The following is a 22,950-nucleotide window of genomic DNA, read 5'->3' as shown; positions in this document are numbered from 1 at the left end:
AGGGTTTTTCTTATATTTAATGATAAAAATTGATGAGCTTAATGAAGTCATTTGTTTTAGTTTTTGCCTCTTTGGCAGTGAATACTGCATATTCAGCAGATATAAATCCATCTATTCAAAAATATTGGTCAATTGCAGAACAGAAAAACTTAGATCAAGACATTACATGGCAAAGGCTCATGTATGCTAATAAAGACCATAAAAGTGATGTCACTTATTCTGGCTATTTCATGTCGGAAAGTGGGAAAAATAATTTAAAAGAAGAACTGAAAGCTGACATCTCGGCATTATTTATGCCTGCTCAAGATAATCAGTCGATTCGCTGTAAATTTCCGGCACGCAGTCAATGGCTCATACAAAAAGTAGGCATTCAAGAAAGTGAATTGCCTCAAGTGAAGTGTTCAGAATTTGAAAACTGGATTGGGCAGATTAAGCCTCATAAAGCGACATTAATTTACGCGACAGATTTTATGGGCAATCCGAGCTCCATGTTTGGGCATACTTTATTGCGTTTAGACCCGAAAGATCAGCAACAATTAAATTTAGTTTCCTACGCTGTAAATTATGCAGCAACTGTGGCTGGAAACGACAACTGGTCATATGCATGGAAAGGCTTAACAGGGCAATATCCGGGTGAATATTCACTGATGCCTTATTACCGTAAAGTAAAAGAGTACGGCGATTTTGAAAGCCGTGATTTATGGGAATATGAGCTAAATTTAACACCTGAAGAAACACGGTTTTTAGTAAGCCATATTTGGGAGATGCAACATGTGAGCTTTCCTTATTACTTTGTGAGTGATAACTGTGCCTATCGATTGTTAGGGTTGGTTGATTTAGTAAAAACGGAGTCTCACCTGCAAGAGAAATTCACTCATGCTTCCATCCCGATGGAAACCATTAAATCGATGCAGCAGCAAGGGCTTACCAAAGCTCCTGTATATCGACCAGCTTTGGAAACCCAATTATTGGCCCAAGCTCATCAGCATGGTGCCTCATTAGCAAAAGTGGCCCATCAAATTGCGATGATGCCCACTCAGCAGTCTTCTCAGATTTTAAAATCATTTAGTGAGCAAGATCAGGCTAAAATTTTAGAGATGGCTTATGATGATTTATATCTTCAATTTACGAGCCGTAAAATAGAAGAAAGCGTTGCTCAGCCACAGTTGCGCCAGCTTTTAGCACTCAGAAGCCAGATTGATTTAGACAAACAGCGTCAAGAACCTAAAAGACCAACAAAAGAGCCAACTGAAGGTCACAATGCACGTAATATTTCAGTCAAAGCTGGTGAAGTGCAAGGTGATAAGTTTATCGAATTTGGTCATCGCCAAGCCTATCATGACTTGATAGATCCTCAAGGCGGATATCGTGCGGGAACTCAATTACTCTTTTTAAATGGTAATGTACAGTGGCGAGATGACCATTTAAAACTAGAACGTCTTGATCTGCTAGAAGTAAATTCTTATAACCCGATTCAACCTTTTAAAACACCGCTGAGTTGGGGATTTAATTTAGGTTGGCGTCAGGAAGCGATTCATGATGGTACTTTTAGTGAAGAAAAACAGCATGGCGTAGCGAATTTTAATGCTCAGGTTGGATATAGCTTTGCTGACTATGAGCGCAAACATGTTTGCTATGGGCAACTACAAACCTATCTACAAGGCGGTTCAAATCTAGATAAAGGGTGGCGTGGGGGGATGGGGCCAACTTTGGGTTGCATGAATCAGTGGTTTGAACACTTCAACTCTGTAGTGCAAATTGAATTACCCTATTGGGAAGATCAAAACCAATGGAATTTGAGAGTAAATACTCAGTGGCAATATGTGATTAATAGTAATAATACTGTTCGATTAAATTTGGATTATGAACAACAAAATCATCGAGACTGGATGAAATCAAGTCTAGGATATGTTTGGTTCTTTTAAATAGCATTACGAATAAAAAAAGGGAAAAATGAATGAAATCATTTCTCCCTTTTTTGTTTTAGCAAAAGATTATTTCTTTATTGCATTCAATACTGCATACGCTGCTTTAATGCGTTCTTCATTCGGAATACGTTTATTGGTTAACATAACTAAACCAATATTTTCTTTTGGAATAAACACAACATAGGTTCCAAAACCGTTGGTTGAACCAGTTTTGTGGAACATCTTAACTGAAGGTTCTTTTGAAATAGCAGTCACTTTATTAGGCTTCATCACGATTTGTTCTGAATTACTGTCTAATAAAGTCTGTAACGGTGCTGGATAAGAGAACTCTTCCCAACCTAATGCTTGATACATCGTGCCTACTTGGTAGAAACCTTTATGTGTTTCATTAATTGCGCGTTGAATATCTGCCGGATATTTTTGTGGATTTAGATTGGCATTAACGAAACTCAGCATATCCGGTAAGGTCGATTTAACGCCGTACGCAGGTGCATCTAGCGGGCCGGGGTTAACTCGAATCGGCTGATTTTCTTGGTTATAGCCAAATGCATAGTTTTGCATTTGAGTTTTAGGCAGATTTACATAGCTATGTTTTAAGCCAAGATCTGGAAAAATGGTTTTTTCTAAGACTTGGTCAAAAGGTTTATTCATAGACAAAGCAACAACTTTTCCAAATAAACCAATGCTTGGATTTGAATATTGTCGATATTCACCGATTGAGTTTTTAGGCTTCCAGTCTTTGAAAAAAGTTAAAACTTGCTGATCTGTTTTGACTTCATCTGGAAACTGTAAGCCAAGGTTGCCACTTGTATAAGTAGCAAGTTGAAGTAAGTTAACTTGGTCAATCGGTGTGTTTTTTAATTCTTTCCAATATTTTCCGGGTGTGTCTTTAAAAGAAATTGTTCCTTTTGTTTTGGCATATCCACCAGCTGTAGCAGTAAATAATTTACTAACTGAACCGAGCTCAAAAATGGTACTGCTATTTACGGCTTTTTTATCTTGAACGGATTGTAGACCATAATACGTTTCATACTTTTTATTATTTTGGATGATGCCAACAGCCATCCCAGGCACATCATATTTTTCTAATAACGGTTTAAAATTTTGATCAACCAGTTTCTTAATTTCTTGCTCTTTTGGTGTATTCCCTGCATAAATTGAGGTATTAAAAATAAAAAGAGGGGATAAAAGTAAGCAAGAAATTTTGTTAAATCGCATGATTAACTCATAAATTATTTAAAATTAAAGATGTGTACTTTTATAACAAAAATCACATAATTTGATTGTTATGTTTTATAGAGTAAGTGCTTTATCTAAATATAAAAAAAAGCCCAACTGAGTCGGGCTTTTTTTGCAGTAGTTACCAGATTAGTAGCTTTCTGGTACTGCACTTAAAAATTCACGGCGTGCTTCTTTGTCAGTTTTAAAATCTCCGACAAATGAAACTGTACGAGTTGTAGATTCCTGTTTACCTACACCACGCATCATCATACACATATGTGCTGAATCGATCACGACAGCCACACCACGTGCGCCAGTCACTTCAGCTACCGCTTCGGCGATTTGTTGAGTTAAATTTTCTTGAATTTGCAAACGACGAGCAAACATCTCGGTAATACGTGCAAATTTAGATAAGCCAAGAACTTTGCCTTCTGGTAAATAGGCAACATGAACACGGCCATAGAACGGGAGGAGATGATGTTCGCAAAGCGAATAGAATTCAATATTCTTCACCAATACCATTTCATGGTTATCTGATGGGAAAACCGCATTATTGGTGACTTCTTCTAAAGTTTTACTATAGCCAGAAGTTAAATATGAAAAAGCTTTAGCCGCACGCACAGGCGTATCTTTAAGGCCGGGACGATTAAGGTCTTCACCGACGGCAGTCAGAATGTTTGCGTACGATTGCTGCATTGACATAAGGCGTATAAATTTACTCTATTAGACAAGCTCGGCATTGTATCAGAAACATGCCCTGATGTTCATAACTCGTCGCACTATATTTATCCTGTTCGGCGCGCATTAGATAAATGGTGAATAAATTTCATGTTTTTTATCGTTAATAGTCAATTATTTGAGCATGAAATGTGCAACTAATAGAGGTAAGTTATAAATGATCGCCTGATGGCATCATATTTGCAAATATGCCGTACTATAGAGCATAAGGATAAAACATGTCAGAACGTCCAATCACCTTTTTTTTTCGTGGTAGTCAGCAACAAGTAGAAAATGTATTACCCACCATGACAGTCTTACAATTTTTACGAGAATATACTCAAACGGGTAAGACTCGGCAGACTGGTACAAAAGAGGGCTGTGCTGAGGGCGATTGTGGTGCATGTACAGTAGTGATTGGTGAGTTGGTCAATGACAATCTGCAATTGCGCAGTGTGAATGCGTGTATTCAGTTTTTACCGACATTAGATGGTAAAGCCCTGTTTACAGTAGAAGATCTGCATAATTTATTGCCTACACAAGATGGAGCACTTCATCCAGTACAGCAGGCAATGGTGGATATGCATGGTTCACAATGTGGTTTTTGTACGCCCGGTTTTATCATGTCCTTATGGTCAATGTATGAAAATGAAAAACAACCTCCAAGCAAAGATAAAATCAGTGATTATCTTTCTGGAAATTTATGTCGCTGTACAGGCTATCGCCCTATTTTAGATGCAGCACAAAAAGCTTATGACTATCCACGTGTTGTATTAGAACGCCAAAAAATAATTGATGTATTAAAAGAGATCAAAACATTACCTGCATTACATTTAAATGATCATGGTCAACAATTCTTTGCACCAAAGATTTTGCAGGACTTTGCCGCATTACGCTTACAGTTGCCGCAAGCACGGATTGTTGCAGGTAGTACAGATGTCGGTTTGTGGGTAACAAAGCAGGGCCGTGATTTGGGCGATATGCTTTATATTGGTCAGGTGGACGAACTGAAAAGGATTGTAGTCACAGACTATGCTTTAACGATTGGGGCAAATGTCAGTTTGAGTGATGCACTCATCAAAATTTCAGAGTTTTATCCCGAATTTCAAGAATTACAGCGTCGTTTTGCTTCTATGCCGATTAAAAACGCAGGAACTCTAGGTGGAAATATTGCCAATGGTTCGCCTATTGGCGACTCAATGCCGGCATTAATTACCCTAGGTACACAATTGATTTTGCGTGTAGGTGAGCAGACTCGTGAAATCGCCTTGGAAGACTTTTATCTCGATTATCAAAAAACAGCATTACAGCTTGGTGAGTTTGTTGAGGCGATTGTTATTCCGCTTCGCGAAGGACAGACGCGTTTTAAATTTGCTAGCTATAAAATTGCTAAACGTTTTGAGCAAGATATTTCTGCGGTATGTGCGGCCATTTCATGTGAGTTAGATACTTATCATGTCGCTCACAATGTCAGAATTGCTTTTGGTGGCATGGCTGCTATTCCCAAACGTGCAAAATATGCAGAAGCCATATTGGAAGGTCAGCAACTTACAGCAGAATTGATCGTTCAGGCTCAAGAGGCATTATCGCAAGACTATCAACCTTTAGATGATGGACGTGCTAGCTCGGCATATCGGTTACACGTCGCGAAAAACTGTTTACAGCGTTTTTATGTAGAAAAAGTCCTGTCTAAAACGATTACTCGTGTGAATGACTTGATTGCTATGGTGGAGATCTAACATGAACCAAACCATTGACTTAAGAGTTTCTAAAAAATCCGCTAAAGCAGGCGACTCGATTCCACACGAGAGCGCCCATTTACATGTGACTGGGCAGGCGACCTATATCGATGATTTACCAGAGCTTGAGAATACCCTGCATCTGGCGGTCGGATTTTCAAATTGTGCCAAAGGTAAAATTAGTAAATTTGATTTGGATGCAGTACGTCTGGCTGATGGTGTCCATGCAGTTTTTTCGGCAAAGGATATTGATGTTGAAAATAATTGGGGACCAATTGTAAAAGATGACCCAATTTTTGCCGAAGAGCAGGTTGAGTTTTATGGCCAAGCCTTGTTTGTAGTTGTTGCTGAGAGTTATCAGCAAGCCCGTCAGGCAGTTCGCTTAGCAAAAATTGAGTATGTGACCGAAACTCCGATTTTAACGATTCAAGATGCGATTGAAAAAGAATCGTGGGTGTTACCGCCTGTTGAATTTAGTCATGGTGAAGTTGAACAGGCATTTCAAAACGCAGCCCATCAACTTTCTGGAACCATTGAGCTAGGTGGCCAAGAGCATTTTTATTTAGAAGGTCAGATTTCCTATGCGATTCCTCAAGAAAATCACAGCTTAAAAGTCTATTGCTCAACACAACATCCAACCGAAATGCAGCTGCTGATTTGTCATGCATTAGGCATGAACATGCATCAGGTGAGTGTGGAAAGCCGCCGTATGGGGGGGGGATTTGGCGGTAAAGAGTCGCAGTCGGCGCAGTGGGCATGCATTGCATCTTTGGCAGCACAAAAAACAGGCCGTCCGTGTAAATTACGTTTAGATCGTGATGATGACATGAGTGCTACAGGCAAACGTCATGGTTTTGCTTATGAGTGGTCTGTAGCCTTTGATGACAGTGGTGTTCTGCAAGGCTTAAAGGTACAACTGGCTTCAAACTGCGGTTTTTCGGCTGATCTTTCTGGGCCAGTAAATGAACGAGCAATTTGCCATATTGGCAACGCCTATTATTTAAATGCAGTTGAGCTACGTAACTTACGTTGTAAAACCAACACTGTGTCCAACACGGCATATCGTGGTTTTGGTGGGCCACAAGGTATGTTTGTGATTGAAAATATTATTGATGACATTGCTCGTTATTTAGGTTGTGACCCAGTTGAAATTCGTCAACGTAATTTCTTTGCCGAGCAGCCCGGTGCTGGACGTGACCGTATGCACTATGGGGCAGAAGTCCGTGATAATGTTGCGCCAAAATTAGTAGCCGAATTATTGCAAAGTAGTGATTATGCGAAACGCAAACAGAGCATTCATGCCTTTAATCAGAACAATGACATCATTAAACGTGGTATTGCGTTAACCCCATTAATGTTCGGTATTTCGTTTAATGCCGTACATTACAATCAGGCGGGTGCACTGGTCTATGTGTATATGGATGGCACTGTTTCTATTACCCATGGCGGTACAGAAATGGGACAGGGGTTATATACCAAAGTACGGCAGGTTGCTGCACATGAGTTGGGTTTACCAATCGATAGCGTTCGCTTAATTGCAACAGATACTTCTCGGATTCCAAATACTTCAGCAACGGCAGCATCGAGTGGCGCAGATCTAAATGGTAAAGCTGTTCAAAATGCCTGTATTAAAATTCGTGAGCGTCTGGCAAAACTTGCAGCAGAAATAAGTGATAGTGATGCTGACCAAATCCACTTTGAAGATAGTATGGTTTCAACAGCGAATGGTCATTCATGGACTTTTCCTGATTTGGTTCAACGGGCATATATGGCGCGTGTACAACTATGGGACAGTGGTTTTTATAAAACGCCAGAAATTCATTATGATCAGGTCAACCATTTAGGGCGCCCATTTTTCTATTATGCCTATGGTGCAGCCGTCAGTGAGGTCGCAGTAGATACGCTAACTGGGGAAATGAAAGTATTACGTGCCGATATTTTGCATGATGTTGGACGGTCAATTAACCCTGCAATTGATATAGGGCAAATTGAGGGTGGTTTTGTTCAAGGGATGGGATGGCTCACGACAGAAGAGTTATATTGGCAGCCGCAGGGCCCACACGCAGGCCGTTTATTTACCCATGCACCTTCAACTTATAAAATCCCGACCAGTGTGGATATTCCTCATATTTTTAATGTCAAATTGTTTAATAATCAAAATCAGGCAGACACCATCTACCGCTCCAAAGCAGTAGGCGAACCGCCATTTATGTTGGCATTATCTGTTTTCTCGGCAATTCGTCAGGCGGTACAGGCAGCTATTCCAGAAAATGCACCGCTCGTACTCAATGCTCCGGCAACTGCCGAAGAAATTTTACGTGCAATTGCGATTGGACGAGGACAAGCTTTGGCTGACCGCCCACAAGCTAAAATGTAGAAGATTATGCAACATTTACAATGGTGGACTGATTTTGTGGCGTGGCAAGTCGATGCTCTGCCTATGGTATTGGTCACAGTAGTCCGCGCTGATGGTTCAACACCACGAGAAGTTGGTGCAACCATGTTATTGCGGTTTAATTTGCAACAGCAATGGCAACAGTCCGATACGATCGGTGGTGGGCATTTAGAATTTCAGGCTATTGATATTGCTAAAGCAATGTTAAAAGAAACGGGAACTTCTGTGAGGCGTATTGAACGCTTTAACCTCAGTGCGCGGCTGGGACAGTGTTGTGGCGGAGTAATGTGGTTATTGTTTGAAAAAATATCACCCACTGATATCACATCGAATTTATCTGCGAGTTTGCAAGCATGGCGAGGTGGAAAGCATATATGGCGTACCGTCTCACATCAATATGTGTCCACTTGGCAGACTATGGAGATAGAACAACAACCAAGTTTCGAGTTTTATTCTGGCAGTAGTGAAGAATGGCAATTTGGCCAGCAGATTCAACCATATGCCATGCAAGTGCTAATTTGTGGAGCAGGGCATGTGGGGGAAGCAATTGTCCGTTGTTTATTGCCTATTGGTGTCAGAGTGAAATGGGTTGATCCGAGGGATGATATTTTCCCATCAGACTTACTGGAACAGGTGCAATGTTTAACGACTGATACATTAGACGTCGAGATTGAGCATTTTGACCGTTCAGGTGCAGTTTTAATTTTAACTCATGATCATCAATTAGATTTGCAACTGTGTTTTACAGCCTTGAAACCTAAGGAAAAACCATTTGCTTATGTTGGGATGATTGGCTCAAAAAGTAAAAGGGCTATTTTTGAAAAGCGTATGCAAATACGTGGTTATACCCCAGAAACATTACAACGTTTGGTTTGCCCGATCGGGATAGAGGGGATTTCATCGAAACAACCTGCAACGATTGCCGTTGCAGTAGTTGCTCAATTATTGCAGGTGTTTGATGTAAAGAAATGATCTTTCGGGATCATTTCTTTTGTTCGAACTTTGGATTTTTTTCTGCACGTTTAAGCAGAACGAGAACAGCACCTGTGCCACCTTGATTTTCAGGCGCACTTACAAATGCTAAAACATCGCGGTGTTGACGTAACCATCCGTTGACATAGGTTTTTAAGACCGCTTCAGGGCCTTTGCCATGCACAATTTTGATGACATTTTGATTTTCATCTTTTGCCATCTGAATAATTTGTAAAACTGCGTCACGTGCTTGTTCAATGGTACAGCCGTGTAAATCTACAGCTTCAAACCAACGCATCTTGCCTGCTTTTAAATCTTCAAAAACCTTATGTTGAAGAGTCGCAATGCGATAGCTTAACGTTGCTTGGCTTGCGACAGGATTTAAAGCAGCTTGAGTGTCTGACAATTCAGCATGTTCGGTATCACGGCCACCTTCGGCAGCTGCACGTTTAGCTAATGTTTGAGCATCAACTTTTTTTGCACGAGGAACTCTTACATCAGCAATATTACTATTATTGATGGGTTTAACACCTGCTACAGCGCTTTGAAACAGATTTGCATTTTCCAATTCTTCAGACTCAGCCTGAGGTTGTTTGGTCTCAGGCTGACTTGCGATTTTGCTTGAATGAGGATTGGAGATTTGCTTTTTAAATTGCTTCAATAACTTTTGTTGCTCTTTAGAAAGCGATGAATCTTTATTACTCATATATCTTCATTAAACCGTTTGAGGTTGTCCAAAAAGGGCAGTAAAAGCTTGATCTGGACGTGGTTGTTTCATAAAACTTTCGCCCACCAAGAAACTGTGAATATCATGCTCTTGCATCATGCGCACATCATCTGGTGTCGCAATACCGCTTTCAGTAATTAATAAACGTGAGGCCGGAAGTAATTTTTTCAAACGAATAGACGTATTTAAATCCACATCAAACGTTTTTAAATTACGGTTATTCACACCTAATAAACATTGCTCAGAAAGCTTTAAAGCGCGTTCCATTTCTTCTTCGTCATGAACTTCAACTAATACATCGAGTTGATGTTCAAACGCAGTTTTAGACATTTCTTCGAGTTGCTGGTCAGACAAACATGCAACAATTAATAAAATACAGTCAGCATGCAAAGCACGTGCTTCAACTACATTATATGGATCGATCAGAAAGTCTTTACGTAAAGCAGGCAGGGTACAATGACTGCGAGCAATCGCAATATTCTCATCTGCACCCTGAAAGAAATCAACATCGGTCAGTACCGATAAACATGCTGCTCCAGCTTGTTCATACTGCTCTGCAATTTCGGCAGGATTAAAGTCTGCGCGAATAATCCCTTTTGATGGAGACGCTTTTTTAATTTCAGCAATCACACCTGGACGTTTATGTTTTAAAGCATTTGCAAAGCCACGCACTGGAGTCGCAGCTTTTGCTAATTCTTCAATATCTTGCAAATTACGTTGTTTTAAACGCGCAGCAAGTTCCTCATGTTTACGGTCAACAATTTTACCTAAAATGGTATTTTGAATATTAATCATGAGAAGTCCTTAATCTGCCTGACATTGTTTTAATGTTTTGGTAAATTCAGCCAAAACACTCATTTTTTCTAAAGCTTGTCCGCCATAAATAATATCTTGCGCGAAGGTAACAGCCTGAGCATAAGTCTTGGTAATGCCAGCTACATAAATACCTGCGCCTGCATTAAGCGCAATCATGTTTGCTGCTTTTTCACCAATATCGGATTTATTTTTACTTAAAGCATCTTTAATCAATTTTAGACTTGCCGTTGCATCAGCAACCACCAAACCACTTAAGGTTTGTGACTCAATTCCGACATCTTCAGGATTAAGTGTCCATTCAGTAATTTCGCCGTCTTTCAGTTCGGCAACAGCAGTAGGAGCAGCAAGACTGATTTCATCAAGACCATCTTTTGAATGAACAACCATCACGTGTTCAGCACCGAGTTGCTTCATAACCTCTGCAATTGGGCGGCAAAGTTCATCTGAAAATACACCAATGACAAAGCGTTTCACGCCCGCTGGATTCGTAAGCGGCCCGAGTAAATTGAAAATACTGCGGACACCAAGTTCGCGACGTGGCCCAGCAGCGTATTTCATTGCTTTATGATGGTTTGGTGCAAACAAGAAACCTATACCCATTTCACGGATACAGCGTTCAGTTTGTTGCATATCTAAATCAAGATGAATACCTGCTTGTTCAAGTAGATCTGATGAGCCTGATTTACTTGAAACACCACGGTTACCATGTTTGGCAATGGTTGCACCGGCTGCCGCAATCACAAAGCTTGAAGCAGTAGAGACATTAAATAAGTTTTGCCCATCGCCGCCAGTACCCACAATATCAACTAAATGTTTGATATCACTGACATCAATTTTAATCGCAAATTCACGCATGACACGTGCAGCTGCAGTCATTTCATCAATACTTTCACCCTTCATGCGTAAGCCCATCATTAAAGCACCAATTTGTGCTTCAGTTGCCTCACCTTGCATGATGCTGCGCATGATGTCTTCCATTTGAGGCTGAGTCAAATGAATGTTTTTGGTAATGTGGTTGAGCGCCTGTTGGATATTCATAGTCATGATTTACAGCATTAATGATTAAAATTTTTAGGTGAAGTTGATCAAGAGTGGAAGGTTCGGCTTGTTGCGTCCCATGATTCACTAGCTACGGGGAGCTATGTTAGCAGAAAATAATCAAAGATTTTTGTTGTTCGATCATAGTTTTAAAAATTTTGCTCGTTTCTTACTTTAGTTTGATTAATAAACAGAATTTATTTATGGAAAAAGGTTTTAGTTTATTGTGAGTTTTTATGATAAATAATTAACCATTTGGTATATCTTAAACGCAAATATACCTAGGAGAAATGTGTATAAATTAATCAAATTAAAGTGGATATATTAGGGCAATCTTTATTTTGTCTACTAATAAATATGTATTTAAATAACTTGAAATATCTAGGGACGTTAAAAAATAAGCGCTCATTTATTTTTGTATTTGTTGCACTTTTTCATCCATTAGAAAGCTATGCACAAGAAACTGTAGAGCAACCACAAAACCAAACTAAACCAGATAAAGTAGTTCGTGTTGCAGTAACAGGCTCAAGGATTTCAAAAGCACAAAAAGATGGCCCGACCAGTGTGACGGTAATCACGGCAGCCGATATTGAAAAACAAGGTTTTAGTAATGCATTTGACGCACTCAATAATTTGACGCAGAACACGGGTTTTGTACAAGGTGCCGATTATGGAAATACTTTTACACCTGCGGCTAACGCTATTAGCTTAAGAGGCTTAGGACCTAATCATACTTTAACTTTGATTAATGGACATCGGGTTGCAGACTATCCTGTACCTTATGATGGCTCTGTCAATTTCGTAAATTTAGCCAATATTCCAACTGCCATTATTGACCGTATTGAAATATTAAACGGTGGTGCCTCTGCAATTTATGGTTCAGATGCAATTGCTGGTGTGGTGAATATCATTCTGAAAAAGAAAACAGACGGCACACAGTTTAATATCAAGGCGGGTGGAACAAAAGAAGGTGGTGAAAACTTACGTTTACAACTGAGTGGCAGTAAGACTTTAGACAAGCTCAGCCTTGTTTATGGGGTTGAACTCAGTGGCCGTGAACCGATATGGGCAGCCGATCGAGATTTTATGAAGAGCCGAACTCGTTTAGGAGAAAAACCCGACACTATTGTGGGTCGTAAAAATGCTGATACTGGTAAATATCTTTCAATTGGTGGGTGTCAGGCCTTTAATGGTTTATTTAACGGATCAGTCAATAATATTGGACAAGCAGGGGCGGACAATTGTGCCAGTGGTTTGGCTCGACCGACTTATTGGACTGTTCAAACTCAAAATCGCAGTCAAAATGGTTATCTCGGTTTAGATTATGAGTTAAATGATAAAACTCAATTATTTGCAGATTTTTTGATTGGGGCAAACCAAATTGAAAATAATACCCGTAGTCCGACATGGACTTCTTTAGCTGCAACGAGTGGTTATTTCCTAAATCAAGATTCGGGAAATTATGAAATTTGGAATCGCCGTTTTGCACCTGAAGAATTAGGCGGGGTAGAACGAATAAATAAAAAATGGAAAGAACTTTCTTCTAACTTAAATTTTGGAATTCGAGGCGATATTGGAGAGACGAGCTGGAGTTATGAAGCAGCCTATAATGGTTCCATCTATACCAGTCAGCTACGCCGCCAAGGCTTATTACGCTCGAATGTTGATGAGTACTTCTTAGGTAAGCAACTTGGTACAGATGTAGATGGTATTCCTATTTATTCACCTCATTTAGATCGTTTAAGTCGACCACTCACAGCAAGTGAATTTGAAAGCATTTCGGGAACCACAAAAGAAAAAGATAAGTCGTGGGCACAAAGTTTGACCCTAAGTGCGAATGGTGACGTATTTAAGCTACCTGCAGGAACTGCCAAACTTGCGGCTGTGGCTGAAATTGGGCGTCAAGGCTTCTCGATTAAGCCAGATGAGGCGATCGAAAATGGTGAATATTATAATTTAAGCTCTAGTGGCGAATATGGAGGAACACGGACCCGCCAAGCACTCGGCGCTGAATTATTCTTACCCTTAGCAAAACCGTTAAATTTAACCCTGTCCGGACGCTATGACCGTTATGCTTTGTCAGATAACAGCATTGATAAGCTAACTTTCGGTTCGGGTCTCGAGTTTAGACCACATCCGACTTTATTAGTGCGTGGTAATTACGCGACCAGCTTCCGTGCACCAGATATGAACTATCTGTTTTTAAATAAGCAAAAAGGTTATTTCGCAAGTACCACCGATTATTTACGTTGTAGCCAAACGGGACAACCTTTAGATAAATGTAGCTTTAAAGATTACGCACCTGGGGCGAACTACACTTTAACCGGAAACAAAGAGCTAAAACCTGAAGAGGGTAAATCTTATGGTGCAGGTTTTGTTTGGTCGCCAACCAATAAGTTTGATATCAGCGTCGATTACTGGGATATCAAAATTGATAATCTTGTGACGAACTTAAGTGAGGACAAAATTCTACGTTTGGAAGCAGATTGTCGTTTAGGCAACCAAGATGTTAACTCTGCAGCCTGTGTTGATGCATTAGCACGTGTGGAGCGTAACCCTGCAAATGCAGTTGTCGACCCAAATGTAATTAAGAATATTAATATTGTTCCAATTAATGCTGCATCAGACCATACCCGCGGGATTGATTTCACTAGCAGATGGCGCTGGAAAACAGAGAGCTTTGGTAACTTTCTCTGGACGATCAATTATAGCCGTGTACTAGAACATGAATATCAACAATCAAAAGATGGCGAGAAAGATGACTACTTAAAAGATTTAACTATTCCGGATTGGCGTGACCGATTTAATACCAGTCTCAGCTGGAGCTTTGGAGATTGGGCATCAACAGTGTTAGTTAATCGTTATGGCAAAATTCCAAACGGCGACCAGACTGCCTATTTAAGCCCAACGTATTTGGTGAACTGGAGTGGTACTTATCAAATCTCTCCAAAAGCTTCTGCTTCAATCATTATTAATAACTTGTTTGACAAAGTGAAACGAGATGACACAGGCGGTTGGCCGTATTATCCGGTAGGATCATATTCGCCATTCGGCCGTCAAGGTTGGTTGGAGTTTAACTATAAATTTTAAGAATGATGTATGGATGCAGCGATGTGGTACAGCAATTGCTGCATCTTTTTATTTAAAACTACAGAGGATAAAACCCCTTATGTTGGTCAAGCCTTCATTTAAAAAAAGATTACTACTTACAACATTATTATCTTTATCGGCAACACAGATTTTTGCATCGAATAACAGTGAACAAATCCCGATTGGTAAATTACCCGAGTGGGTCGTACCCGAATCTTATGATTTAGATTTTAAGATTGATCCCGCACAAAAAGGCTATACCGGTAAAACCACTATTCATTTAAAGCTGGCTCAAGCCACAGATCACATCTGGATTCATGGTAAATCTTTGACGGTGAAAGATGTGAATATCATATCTGCAGAGGGTGCTAAAACCAAAGCAAAATATGAACAAGCCTCTGAGATAGATGGGGTAAGTAAAATTAAATTTGCCAAGACTTTGCCCGCAGGCCAGTATCAACTCGTTCTAGATTTTAATGCGGCGTACGACCAGCAGCTCGACGGTATTTATAAAATCGAGTTTGAGGGTAAACCTTATGTGATGACTCAAATGGAAGCAATTAGTGCACGCCAGTCATTCCCGTCATTTGATGAGCCACGTTTTAAAACTCCGTTTAATATTCGTTTGACGATTCCAAGCAAATATTCAGGGTTTGCCAATACCCAACAAACTTCCGAGCAAGCAGAGAAGTCGGGTTGGAAAACACTTAGTTTTGCACAAACTAAACCACTACCAACGTATTTACTTGCGTTGGCTGTCGGACCGTGGCAATTACAAAAAGGGCCAGATATTGGGGCAACTTCATGGCGTAAGCAGCCGATCCAGTTACGTGGTATTGCGCCCGATGCTAAAGCTGAAAAAATGCAGCATGCTTTATCTGAAACGCCAGCCATTTTAAAAACTTTAGAAGATTATTTTGCCTTTGGTTATCCATTTGACAAGCTCGATTTACTTGCAGCACCAGACTTTGCGGCTGGGGCTATGGAAAACCCGGGGCTAATTACTTTTAGAGACTATTTAATGTTGCTAGATAAGGACTCACCAGTCTCTTTTGTACAGAATTCATTTAACGTCAATGCACATGAGCTGGCGCATCAATGGTTCGGTGATGTGGTCACGATGCCATGGTGGGATGATCTGTGGCTTAATGAATCTTTTGCGACATGGATGCAAAGCAAAATCACTCAAAAACTACATCCCGAATTTAATGCTGACCTAGAACGTATTGCAGATACTGCTGATGCGATGAAAAGTGATAGTTTAGTGAGTGTACGTCGTATTCGTCAGCCTATTTTAAGCAATGCTGATATTCAAACTGCTTTTGATGGCATTACATACCAAAAAGGTGCGGCTGTTTTAAATATGTTTGAAAGCTATTTGGGCGAAGAAAAATTCAAACAAGGAGTACGCAATTATATTAATAAGCACCAATATGGTAATGCGACAGCCAATGATTTAATTAGCGCTTTAGCAGAGCAGTCTGAGCAAGGTGAGCGCTTTGCCAAAGCGATGAAAAGTTTCCTTGATCAACCGGGTGTACCTTTAATCAATACTTCACTACAGCAAGAAGGCAATAAAGTCTTTTTAAATGTGAAGCAAACTCGTTATTTACCTGTGGGCTCAAAAGGTGATGCAAGAAGCCTCTGGGGCGTACCGTTATGTGTACGTTATGAAGTTCCAAATGCAGCCAGTAAGGTCCAGTGTGAGCTGGTAGACCAAGCAGAAGCTAAGATTGAACTCAAAGGTGCTAGCCTTGGCAGTTGGTATATTCCAAATGCAGATGCGGCAGGGTATTACCAATTCAGTTTGCCTCAAAAAGAGTTTACTCGTCTAACTGCCGCTACAGAGAAGCTTTCTAACAGTGAACAGTTGGCCTACGCCTACGCGATTTCAGCGGCATTTAACCATGGCGATATTAATTTATTGGCTGTCGTAGATGCTGCCAAGAAATTTGCCAATTCAAATAGCCGACAAATTAGTACAGCGCTGTTTTCTCAGTTAAGTACCATTCATCGTCATGTGTTGAAAACGGAAGCTGAACGTGAACATTTTAGAAAAGTCTTGGCCAATTTATATTTACCAAAATTAAATCAGTTGGGTTATGTAAACAAAAAAGATGAATCAGCCGAAGACAGTTTATGGCGTAGCGAGTTAGTTAAGTTTCTTGCTTTAGATATTCAAGTTCCCGAAGTCCGTACACAACTGTTAAAACAGTCAGATGCACTCTTTGCTCAAAAGCAGCTTAACTTTGCGCAAGTAACACCTGAATTATTACCAACCATTTTAGCTATTCGTGTACAAGAAAAAGGCCAAGCTGTTTTTGATCGTTTATCGGGAGAGTTACAACGCGTGACTCAACCGACACAACGTCTTGCGATTCTTACAGCCCTAGGTTCAGCAAATCAAGAAGCAACACGCCAACAAGCACGACAGTTGATTTTGAACCCGCGTGTTAAAGTCGGTGAAGTTCGTACTGTGGTTAACTCCATCAATAATTATGGAGATGAACAAGGTGGCTTATGGTCTTGGTTTAAGGTAAATCATGACGCCGTATTTGATCGTTTAGGTAAATCTTCGGCTGGGCGTTTTCCTGCAATGTTCAGTGGGGCAGCATGTACCCAACAACAAGCAGTCCAGTTAAATGACTTTTTTGCACCACGAACTAAAGAATTGGTCGGGGTAGAAAGAGGATTGAAACAGACCAAAGAACGTATTCAACTCTGCGAATCTTTGGTGGCAAAACAAGATGGATCAATTGTGCAACAGTTAAAGTTGTAATTGATTCAAGCATTAAAAAAGCCAACTGATCGTAGTTGGCTTTTTATTCAGGTTACTTATCAAATTACTTTTAAAATAATCTATTTACGGCTGACTTATGCATAGATATCTAAAAAGTTTTTAAATATTTGATGGCCATGCTGACTCAAGATCGACTCGGGATGGAACTGCACACCTTCAACAGGCAATGTCTTATGTTTAACACCCATGATTTCTTCCATTGAACCATCTGCTTCATTGGTCCAGCACGTTACTTCAAGGCAATCAGGCAGTGTTTGCTGATCAATCACCAATGAATGATAACGAGTTGCCGAGAATGGACTAGGCAGATTACTGAAAATACCTTTATTGCTGTGGTACATATCAGATAAACGTCCGTGCATCACCGTTTTGGCTCTTACAATTTTTCCGCCAAAAGCTTGCCCGATACTTTGATGCCCTAAACACACGCCAAGCAAAGGAATTTTCCCAGCAAAGTGGTTAATTGCAGGAATTGAAATACCAGCTTCACTTGGAGAACAAGGACCAGGACCAATTACGAGGTATTTAGGTTGCCATCGTTCAATATCCTCTAATGTGACTTGATCATTGCGAACAACTTTTACTTCCTGATCCAACTCGCCAAAATACTGGACGATGTTGTAGGTAAAAGAGTCGTAATTGTCGATCATTAGAAGCATGATGAACTTAACCTCATGATAGTTAATATATATTTAATAAGTGACTAGAGATTTACTCACAATATTGCTCACTTTTTAAAAAGTACCTTTATTTGATCAAATAAAAAGCCGCTTTCTAAGCGGCTAATGTACCAGAATTTCCTTGTCTTGTAATAACTTCATGCTTTATTGCTAGCAAAAGCATATTAATAATTATAAGTTGATGTATTTCATAAACTAAAAAGAGTCGGGGAAATCGATAATTTAATTTGAAATTGTCTCTATGTTATTAGGCAAAATCTGCCACACAAAATTTTCTTGATTCAGTGGAGTAAAGCCTATTTGTTTATAGAAACCTGAGGCTGTACTGGTAAGTAACATAATTCTGCGAAGTTTGAGAGACCCCAAGTGTTCTAAGCAACATTCCATTAACCATAGCCCTAAGCCTAATTTTTGAAATTCATCGATCACAAAAACATCTTTTACATAAGCAAAGGTTGCGTAGTCTGTAATGATACGAGCAAGACCAATTTGTTGGTTGTTCGGATCATATAACCCAAAGCATAAACTGTTTTGTATGGCGACTTGCATTGTTTCTAAATCAATCCCTTTTGCCCATTTTGAATGGTATAAAAAAGAATGAATCACTTCTATGTCGAGTTTAGAGGGATCTGTAGAAACAGTATAATGATCATCACGGGTGACTGCGAAATTGGATACCTGCATAGGGAAACCCTTTAATTCAAAGAAACATCGAATACGGTTAAAAATAGCATAGTGCTTACAAAGTTTTCTTCAAACTACCTCTTTATAGTTACCATTATGTTTCGTAATCACTAATAAAAATTAAAAATTGCTTGATGGCTAATAGTTGAAGGGTTTTTGATGAAAAATTTCGCTTCACTTTATTTTTTAGAAAAAAAGAGCACTTTCTTATTAGAACTTTATTTAACTCAACCAGCTTTGATACATCTTAATTTGTTAGAAAATAGAGATAACTACAACTCAGGCAAAATAAGCTTTTCATTAGAAATAGAAAATTATTCTGCCTGAGTTAAAAAAGAAGATTAAATCGCTCTAGTGTTGTAAATCAACCAATCTAAAACATCGCCAGACAAGTGTTCAGCTAGTCTTTCCTGAACAGTTTGATGGTAACGATTTAACCAGTCTTTTTCTTCATTATTAAGCATATCAACAACGATACAATCTAAATGAATGGGGCAAAGGGTCAGTGTTTCAAACTCCAAGAATTCACCGTAAGTTTTTTCAAACCCTGAGTGAAGTTTGTTAGCAACCAGATTTTCAATGCGAATACCGTATTGTCCCTCATGGTATAAGCCCGGCTCGTTAGAAATAATCATTCCTTCACGCAACTTACTGTAGGCATGTATAGGCGCGTAATAAGAAAGAACTTGCGGACCTTCATGAACATTAAGCGCAAAGCCTACGCCATGACCTGTTCCATGTCGGTAATCTAGACCATGTTGCCATAAAGTATTGCGACAAATTGAATCGAGTAGAGGAGCAGCTAAACCTTCTGGATAAATCGTTTTTGCCAAAGCAATGTGACATTTTAAAACCAGAGTATAGTCACGTTTTTGTTGCCCTGTTGGCGTGCCTACAGGAATAACACGAGTAATATCGGTTGTTCCATCAACATATTGCCCACCTGAGTCAATGAGTAATAGACCATCACCTTCGATAAATGAATAGTGCTCTTCAGTTGCACGGTAGTGGGGTAGAGCACCATTAGCATTAAAGCCAGCAATCGTTGAAAAACTTGGCCCTATAAATCCATCTTGCTGAGTACGGAAAGCTGTAATCTTTTCATCAATAGTGAGTTCTGAAATACTTTCACCGTGATGAAGTGCTTTCTCTAACCAATGGAAAAAGTGGCAAAGCGCGACTCCATCTTTAACCATTGCATGACGGATATGAGCAATTTCACTTTCATGTTTACGCGATTTAAAAAGCGTACTCGGGTTGATGTCATATATAACCCGAATATCTTTTGCGATGGCTTGTTCATGAAAAATTGAGACTTTGGCTGGATCTAAAAGTACCGAGGCATCTGAAATATTCGATAAAAACTTAGCTGTATCTTCGTAGTTACGAATTTCAATACCATCGGTTGCCAAAGCTTGCTGAATGCTTACATCAACTTTTTCAGCATCAATAAAAAGAACAGTTTGTTTTGCACTGACATATAAATGTGAAAGAAACACAGGGTTATATTCTACATCTTGCCCACGTGCATTTAAGATCCATGCAATATCGTCTAAAGATGAAATGAAATGACCCGCAATATTCTTGCTAGCTAATGTCTCACGAATAGCCTGAATTTTCTCTTTACGAGATAGGGCATTTAACCCTTCAGGCATGAAATGAATTTTCTTTGATGGAAGTTCTGGGCGGTTTAACCAAATCTCTCCAATTAAATCTTGTTGAGTTTCGAGTTTATAATTATTAACTCGTGCAGTATGTTCGAGTGCCTTAAATTGCTGAACCGATAAGGTATGTCCATTTACCACAATGACTGATTCTGGTTGTAGATTTTTTTCAATCCAAGCGAGATGTGTTGAAGATTCATCACTTGTTAATTTTTGAAGATCAAAGCCAGTTCCAACAAGTTGTTGCTCTGCTTGTACCCAATAGCGACCATCTGCCCAAAGGCCAGCAAAGTTTTGGGTCACGACGAGCGTACCAACCGAACCACTAAAACCACTTAACCACTGCCTTGCTTTCCAGTAGTCTGGTAAATATTCTGACATATGCGGATCGGCACTCATCACAATCAAAGCATCAACATGCTGATTGCGCATGAGTTCACGAAGTTTCTCAAGTTTCTCTGGAACAGTTAAAACGCTCATATAGTTTCCAACTCAGGTTGAACTTTACTGGTACTTTTGTTCATTAATCTATTGATAGGTTTCTTTAATAAAAATAACACGATTGCGCCAATCACTAACGCTAAAACACATCGCATAAATAAGGTAGGTAAATGATTAATACCATCCGCTGATACATGCCCGCCAATAAGACCAGCGATAAGATTACCTAAAGCTGAACCTGTAAACCATAGACCCATAATTTGACCACGTATAACATCAGGTGCAAGTTTAGTCATAGTTGATAAACCAATCGGGCTTAAACAAAGTTCTCCGATAGTAAGTAGAAATAAAGTTCCGACTAACCAAAATGGTGAAACTAGGCCGCCAGCAATAGCAAAACGGCTTGCAAATGACATCAACAAGAAACCACCTGCTGCCAGTAAAAGTGCAATAATAAATTTACTGATATAACTTGGGTCTTTATTTGACTTACCAAGTTTAGCCCAAAGCCATGCTGCAATTGGGGCAAAAATAATAATAAACAGAGCATTAATTGATTGAAACCATACTGCTGGAATCTCAAATCCGAAAACAATACGGTCTGTGTAGTCTTGCGCAAATAGGTTAAAAGATGTTGGTTTTTGCTCAAAGGCAGACCAAAAAAGAGCTGATGTTGCTAATAAGACAAAGCAGATAATAATTTTAAATTTTTCATGTTTTTCTAAACCAAGGAAAAATAATAAATAGATAAAATAAGCGATAATTCCAACGCCGATTCCGACTGTTAAATAAGTTGCTACCGCGACTGGATTGATATGAATAACGCCAAAGAAAGTAAGAGCAATAACGACTGCAACAGATAGTAAAAATGAGAAAGCAATTTTTGGCGCATTTCTATTTTCTACGACAGGTTTATTCCAATTGTCAGTTTGCTGACGCAATTGGTTGAATGATTGTAGTTGAGGAATGGCTAATGCACGGAAGATGAGTAATGCAATCAACATTCCAAGGCCGCCAATCCCAAAACCTAGATGCCAGCCATGATCACGAGCCAATATACCTGTAATAAGCGGGGCAAAAAACGACCCCATATTGATTCCCATATAAAAAATGGAGAAGCCGGCATCTCGTCTACTATCCTGAGCTTTATATAATGTTCCGACAATCACTGAAATACAGGTTTTAAATAAACCTGATCCAAGAACAATAAGGACTAAGCCGAAATAAAAAAAGAATTGATCGAAGATGGGGGTAAGCGCAATTGATAAATGACCTAATGCAATAATGAGGGAGCCATACCAGACGGATCGTGCTTGGCCTAACCAGTTGTCAGCAATCCAACCACCTAAAACGGTCATTAAATACATAGAGCCTGCAAATAACCCAACAATTGCGGCGGCAGTAGGACGATCAAGACCTAAACCCCCATCATTGACCATCGCGACCATATAAAGAACGAGTAAGGGGCGAATTCCATAGTAAGAAAAGCGTTCCCATAGCTCTGTAAAAAATAAAGTTTTTAAGGGTTTTGGATGGCCGAAAAAAGCTGTGTCACATTGTTCGAGTTCATGCTTCATTTCAAATCCTTTGAACATATTTGTAGTTTAATAAGCCAAACTTTTAGTTTGTTTAGTTATAAAAAAAAGTTATGTTTTATTTTTTAGATTTTTTTAAATTGAAAAGCAAGTTGGTCATGTATAAAAAAGGTATATAACAAATGGTAAAAAATCCCTTTAGTTTCTTACTGCACCAAAGCTGATCAAAACCTGTTTCACGGTAGAGAACTTGATAAGCGAAAGAAAACTAATTTTATAAAACTTCATTATTTATTGAGGTAAGGGATGATTCGATCGCTAACGTTTTTAAATTTTTGAGAACTATTTTTTGAAGAGATATTTGCATTAGAACCTTTTGGTAAAGGCATGGATAGATATAGAAGAGACAACTAAAGGTTAAAATTTTATAAGTCATCTTTTATTATTTTTATTCATTGTAATAAGAAAGTCAGCTTTCTATATGAGAAAGTATTATGATCATG

At 39.4% G+C, this 22,950-nt stretch carries 15 protein-coding genes; 6 read left to right on the top strand and 9 right to left on the bottom strand.

Translation table 11 applies throughout. The annotated features are described in order from the left end of the window. Positions 1–41: 41 nt before the first annotated feature. Positions 42–1,925, top strand: a complete 1,884-nt coding sequence (locus tag AC1PJP_RS05245; RefSeq protein ID WP_479766617.1) for an Lnb N-terminal periplasmic domain-containing protein — start codon at positions 42–44, stop codon at positions 1,923–1,925. 69 nt (positions 1,926–1,994) lie between these two features. Here AC1PJP_RS05245 and blaADC read toward each other — a convergent pair whose 3' ends face one another. Next, the gene (blaADC, locus tag AC1PJP_RS05240; protein WP_479766616.1) at positions 1,995–3,146 is read right to left on the bottom strand and encodes an ADC family extended-spectrum class C beta-lactamase; all 1,152 of its coding nucleotides are present in this window, start codon (positions 3,144–3,146) and stop codon (positions 1,995–1,997) included. A 150-nt stretch (positions 3,147–3,296) separates the two neighbouring features. Beyond that, positions 3,297–3,845, bottom strand: coding sequence for a GTP cyclohydrolase I FolE (folE, locus tag AC1PJP_RS05235; protein WP_001187844.1), 549 nt, complete (start codon positions 3,843–3,845; stop codon positions 3,297–3,299). A 260-nt stretch (positions 3,846–4,105) separates the two neighbouring features. On the opposite strand from folE, the gene xdhA reads away from it, so the two are divergent. The 3 genes from xdhA to xdhC are packed head-to-tail and all read left to right on the top strand — an operon-like array spanning position 4,106 to position 8,972. Then, positions 4,106–5,605, top strand: coding sequence for a xanthine dehydrogenase small subunit (gene xdhA / locus AC1PJP_RS05230; protein ID WP_479766615.1), 1,500 nt, complete (start codon positions 4,106–4,108; stop codon positions 5,603–5,605). A 1-nt stretch (position 5,606) separates the two neighbouring features. Next, the gene (gene xdhB / locus AC1PJP_RS05225; RefSeq protein WP_416715998.1) at positions 5,607–7,982 is read left to right on the top strand and encodes a xanthine dehydrogenase molybdopterin binding subunit; all 2,376 of its coding nucleotides are present in this window, start codon (positions 5,607–5,609) and stop codon (positions 7,980–7,982) included. A 6-nt stretch (positions 7,983–7,988) separates the two neighbouring features. Beyond that, the gene (xdhC, locus tag AC1PJP_RS05220) at positions 7,989–8,972 is read left to right on the top strand and encodes a xanthine dehydrogenase accessory protein XdhC (protein ID WP_416715999.1); all 984 of its coding nucleotides are present in this window, start codon (positions 7,989–7,991) and stop codon (positions 8,970–8,972) included. A gap of 10 nt (positions 8,973–8,982) precedes the next feature. Here xdhC and AC1PJP_RS05215 read toward each other — a convergent pair whose 3' ends face one another. The 3 genes from AC1PJP_RS05215 to trpD are packed head-to-tail and all read right to left on the bottom strand — an operon-like array spanning position 8,983 to position 11,553. Further along, positions 8,983–9,678, bottom strand: a complete 696-nt coding sequence (locus AC1PJP_RS05215; RefSeq protein ID WP_111854399.1) for a Smr/MutS family protein — start codon at positions 9,676–9,678, stop codon at positions 8,983–8,985. A 9-nt stretch (positions 9,679–9,687) separates the two neighbouring features. Next, positions 9,688–10,494 (bottom strand): indole-3-glycerol phosphate synthase TrpC, encoded by an 807-nt coding sequence (gene trpC, locus AC1PJP_RS05210; protein ID WP_192833882.1) that lies wholly within the window; start codon positions 10,492–10,494, stop codon positions 9,688–9,690. 9 nt (positions 10,495–10,503) lie between these two features. Beyond that, the gene (gene trpD, locus AC1PJP_RS05205; RefSeq protein ID WP_128825213.1) at positions 10,504–11,553 is read right to left on the bottom strand and encodes an anthranilate phosphoribosyltransferase; all 1,050 of its coding nucleotides are present in this window, start codon (positions 11,551–11,553) and stop codon (positions 10,504–10,506) included. A 357-nt stretch (positions 11,554–11,910) separates the two neighbouring features. Here trpD and AC1PJP_RS05200 point away from each other — a divergent pair, with 357 nt between their 5' ends. After that, a complete protein-coding gene (locus AC1PJP_RS05200) occupies positions 11,911–14,643 on the top strand; it encodes a TonB-dependent receptor plug domain-containing protein (RefSeq protein WP_479766614.1) in 2,733 nt (910 codons plus the stop codon). Between the two features lie 13 nt (positions 14,644–14,656). Beyond that, positions 14,657–17,422, top strand: a complete 2,766-nt coding sequence (locus AC1PJP_RS05195; RefSeq protein WP_416716002.1) for a M1 family metallopeptidase — start codon at positions 14,657–14,659, stop codon at positions 17,420–17,422. A 95-nt stretch (positions 17,423–17,517) separates the two neighbouring features. Here AC1PJP_RS05195 and AC1PJP_RS05190 read toward each other — a convergent pair whose 3' ends face one another. The 4 genes from AC1PJP_RS05190 to AC1PJP_RS05175 form a co-directional block, all read right to left on the bottom strand. Next, positions 17,518–18,102, bottom strand: coding sequence for an anthranilate synthase component II (locus AC1PJP_RS05190; RefSeq protein ID WP_005307201.1), 585 nt, complete (start codon positions 18,100–18,102; stop codon positions 17,518–17,520). A 243-nt stretch (positions 18,103–18,345) separates the two neighbouring features. Next, entirely contained in the window at positions 18,346–18,807 is a 462-nt protein-coding gene (locus AC1PJP_RS05185) for a GNAT family N-acetyltransferase (RefSeq protein WP_151766918.1), read from the bottom strand. A 341-nt stretch (positions 18,808–19,148) separates the two neighbouring features. Next, complete coding sequence (locus AC1PJP_RS05180) at positions 19,149–20,951, bottom strand: aminopeptidase P family protein (protein WP_416661962.1); 1,803 nt, start codon at positions 20,949–20,951, stop codon at positions 19,149–19,151. Then, a complete protein-coding gene (locus tag AC1PJP_RS05175) occupies positions 20,948–22,507 on the bottom strand; it encodes a peptide MFS transporter (protein ID WP_151766920.1) in 1,560 nt (519 codons plus the stop codon). Before AC1PJP_RS05175 ends, AC1PJP_RS05180 begins: the two co-directional genes overlap by 4 nt. Positions 22,508–22,950 lie beyond the last annotated feature (443 nt).

Source organism: Acinetobacter sp. V116_7, from assembly GCF_056735735.1.
This window is presented reverse-complemented; position numbering and strand designations above follow the sequence as displayed.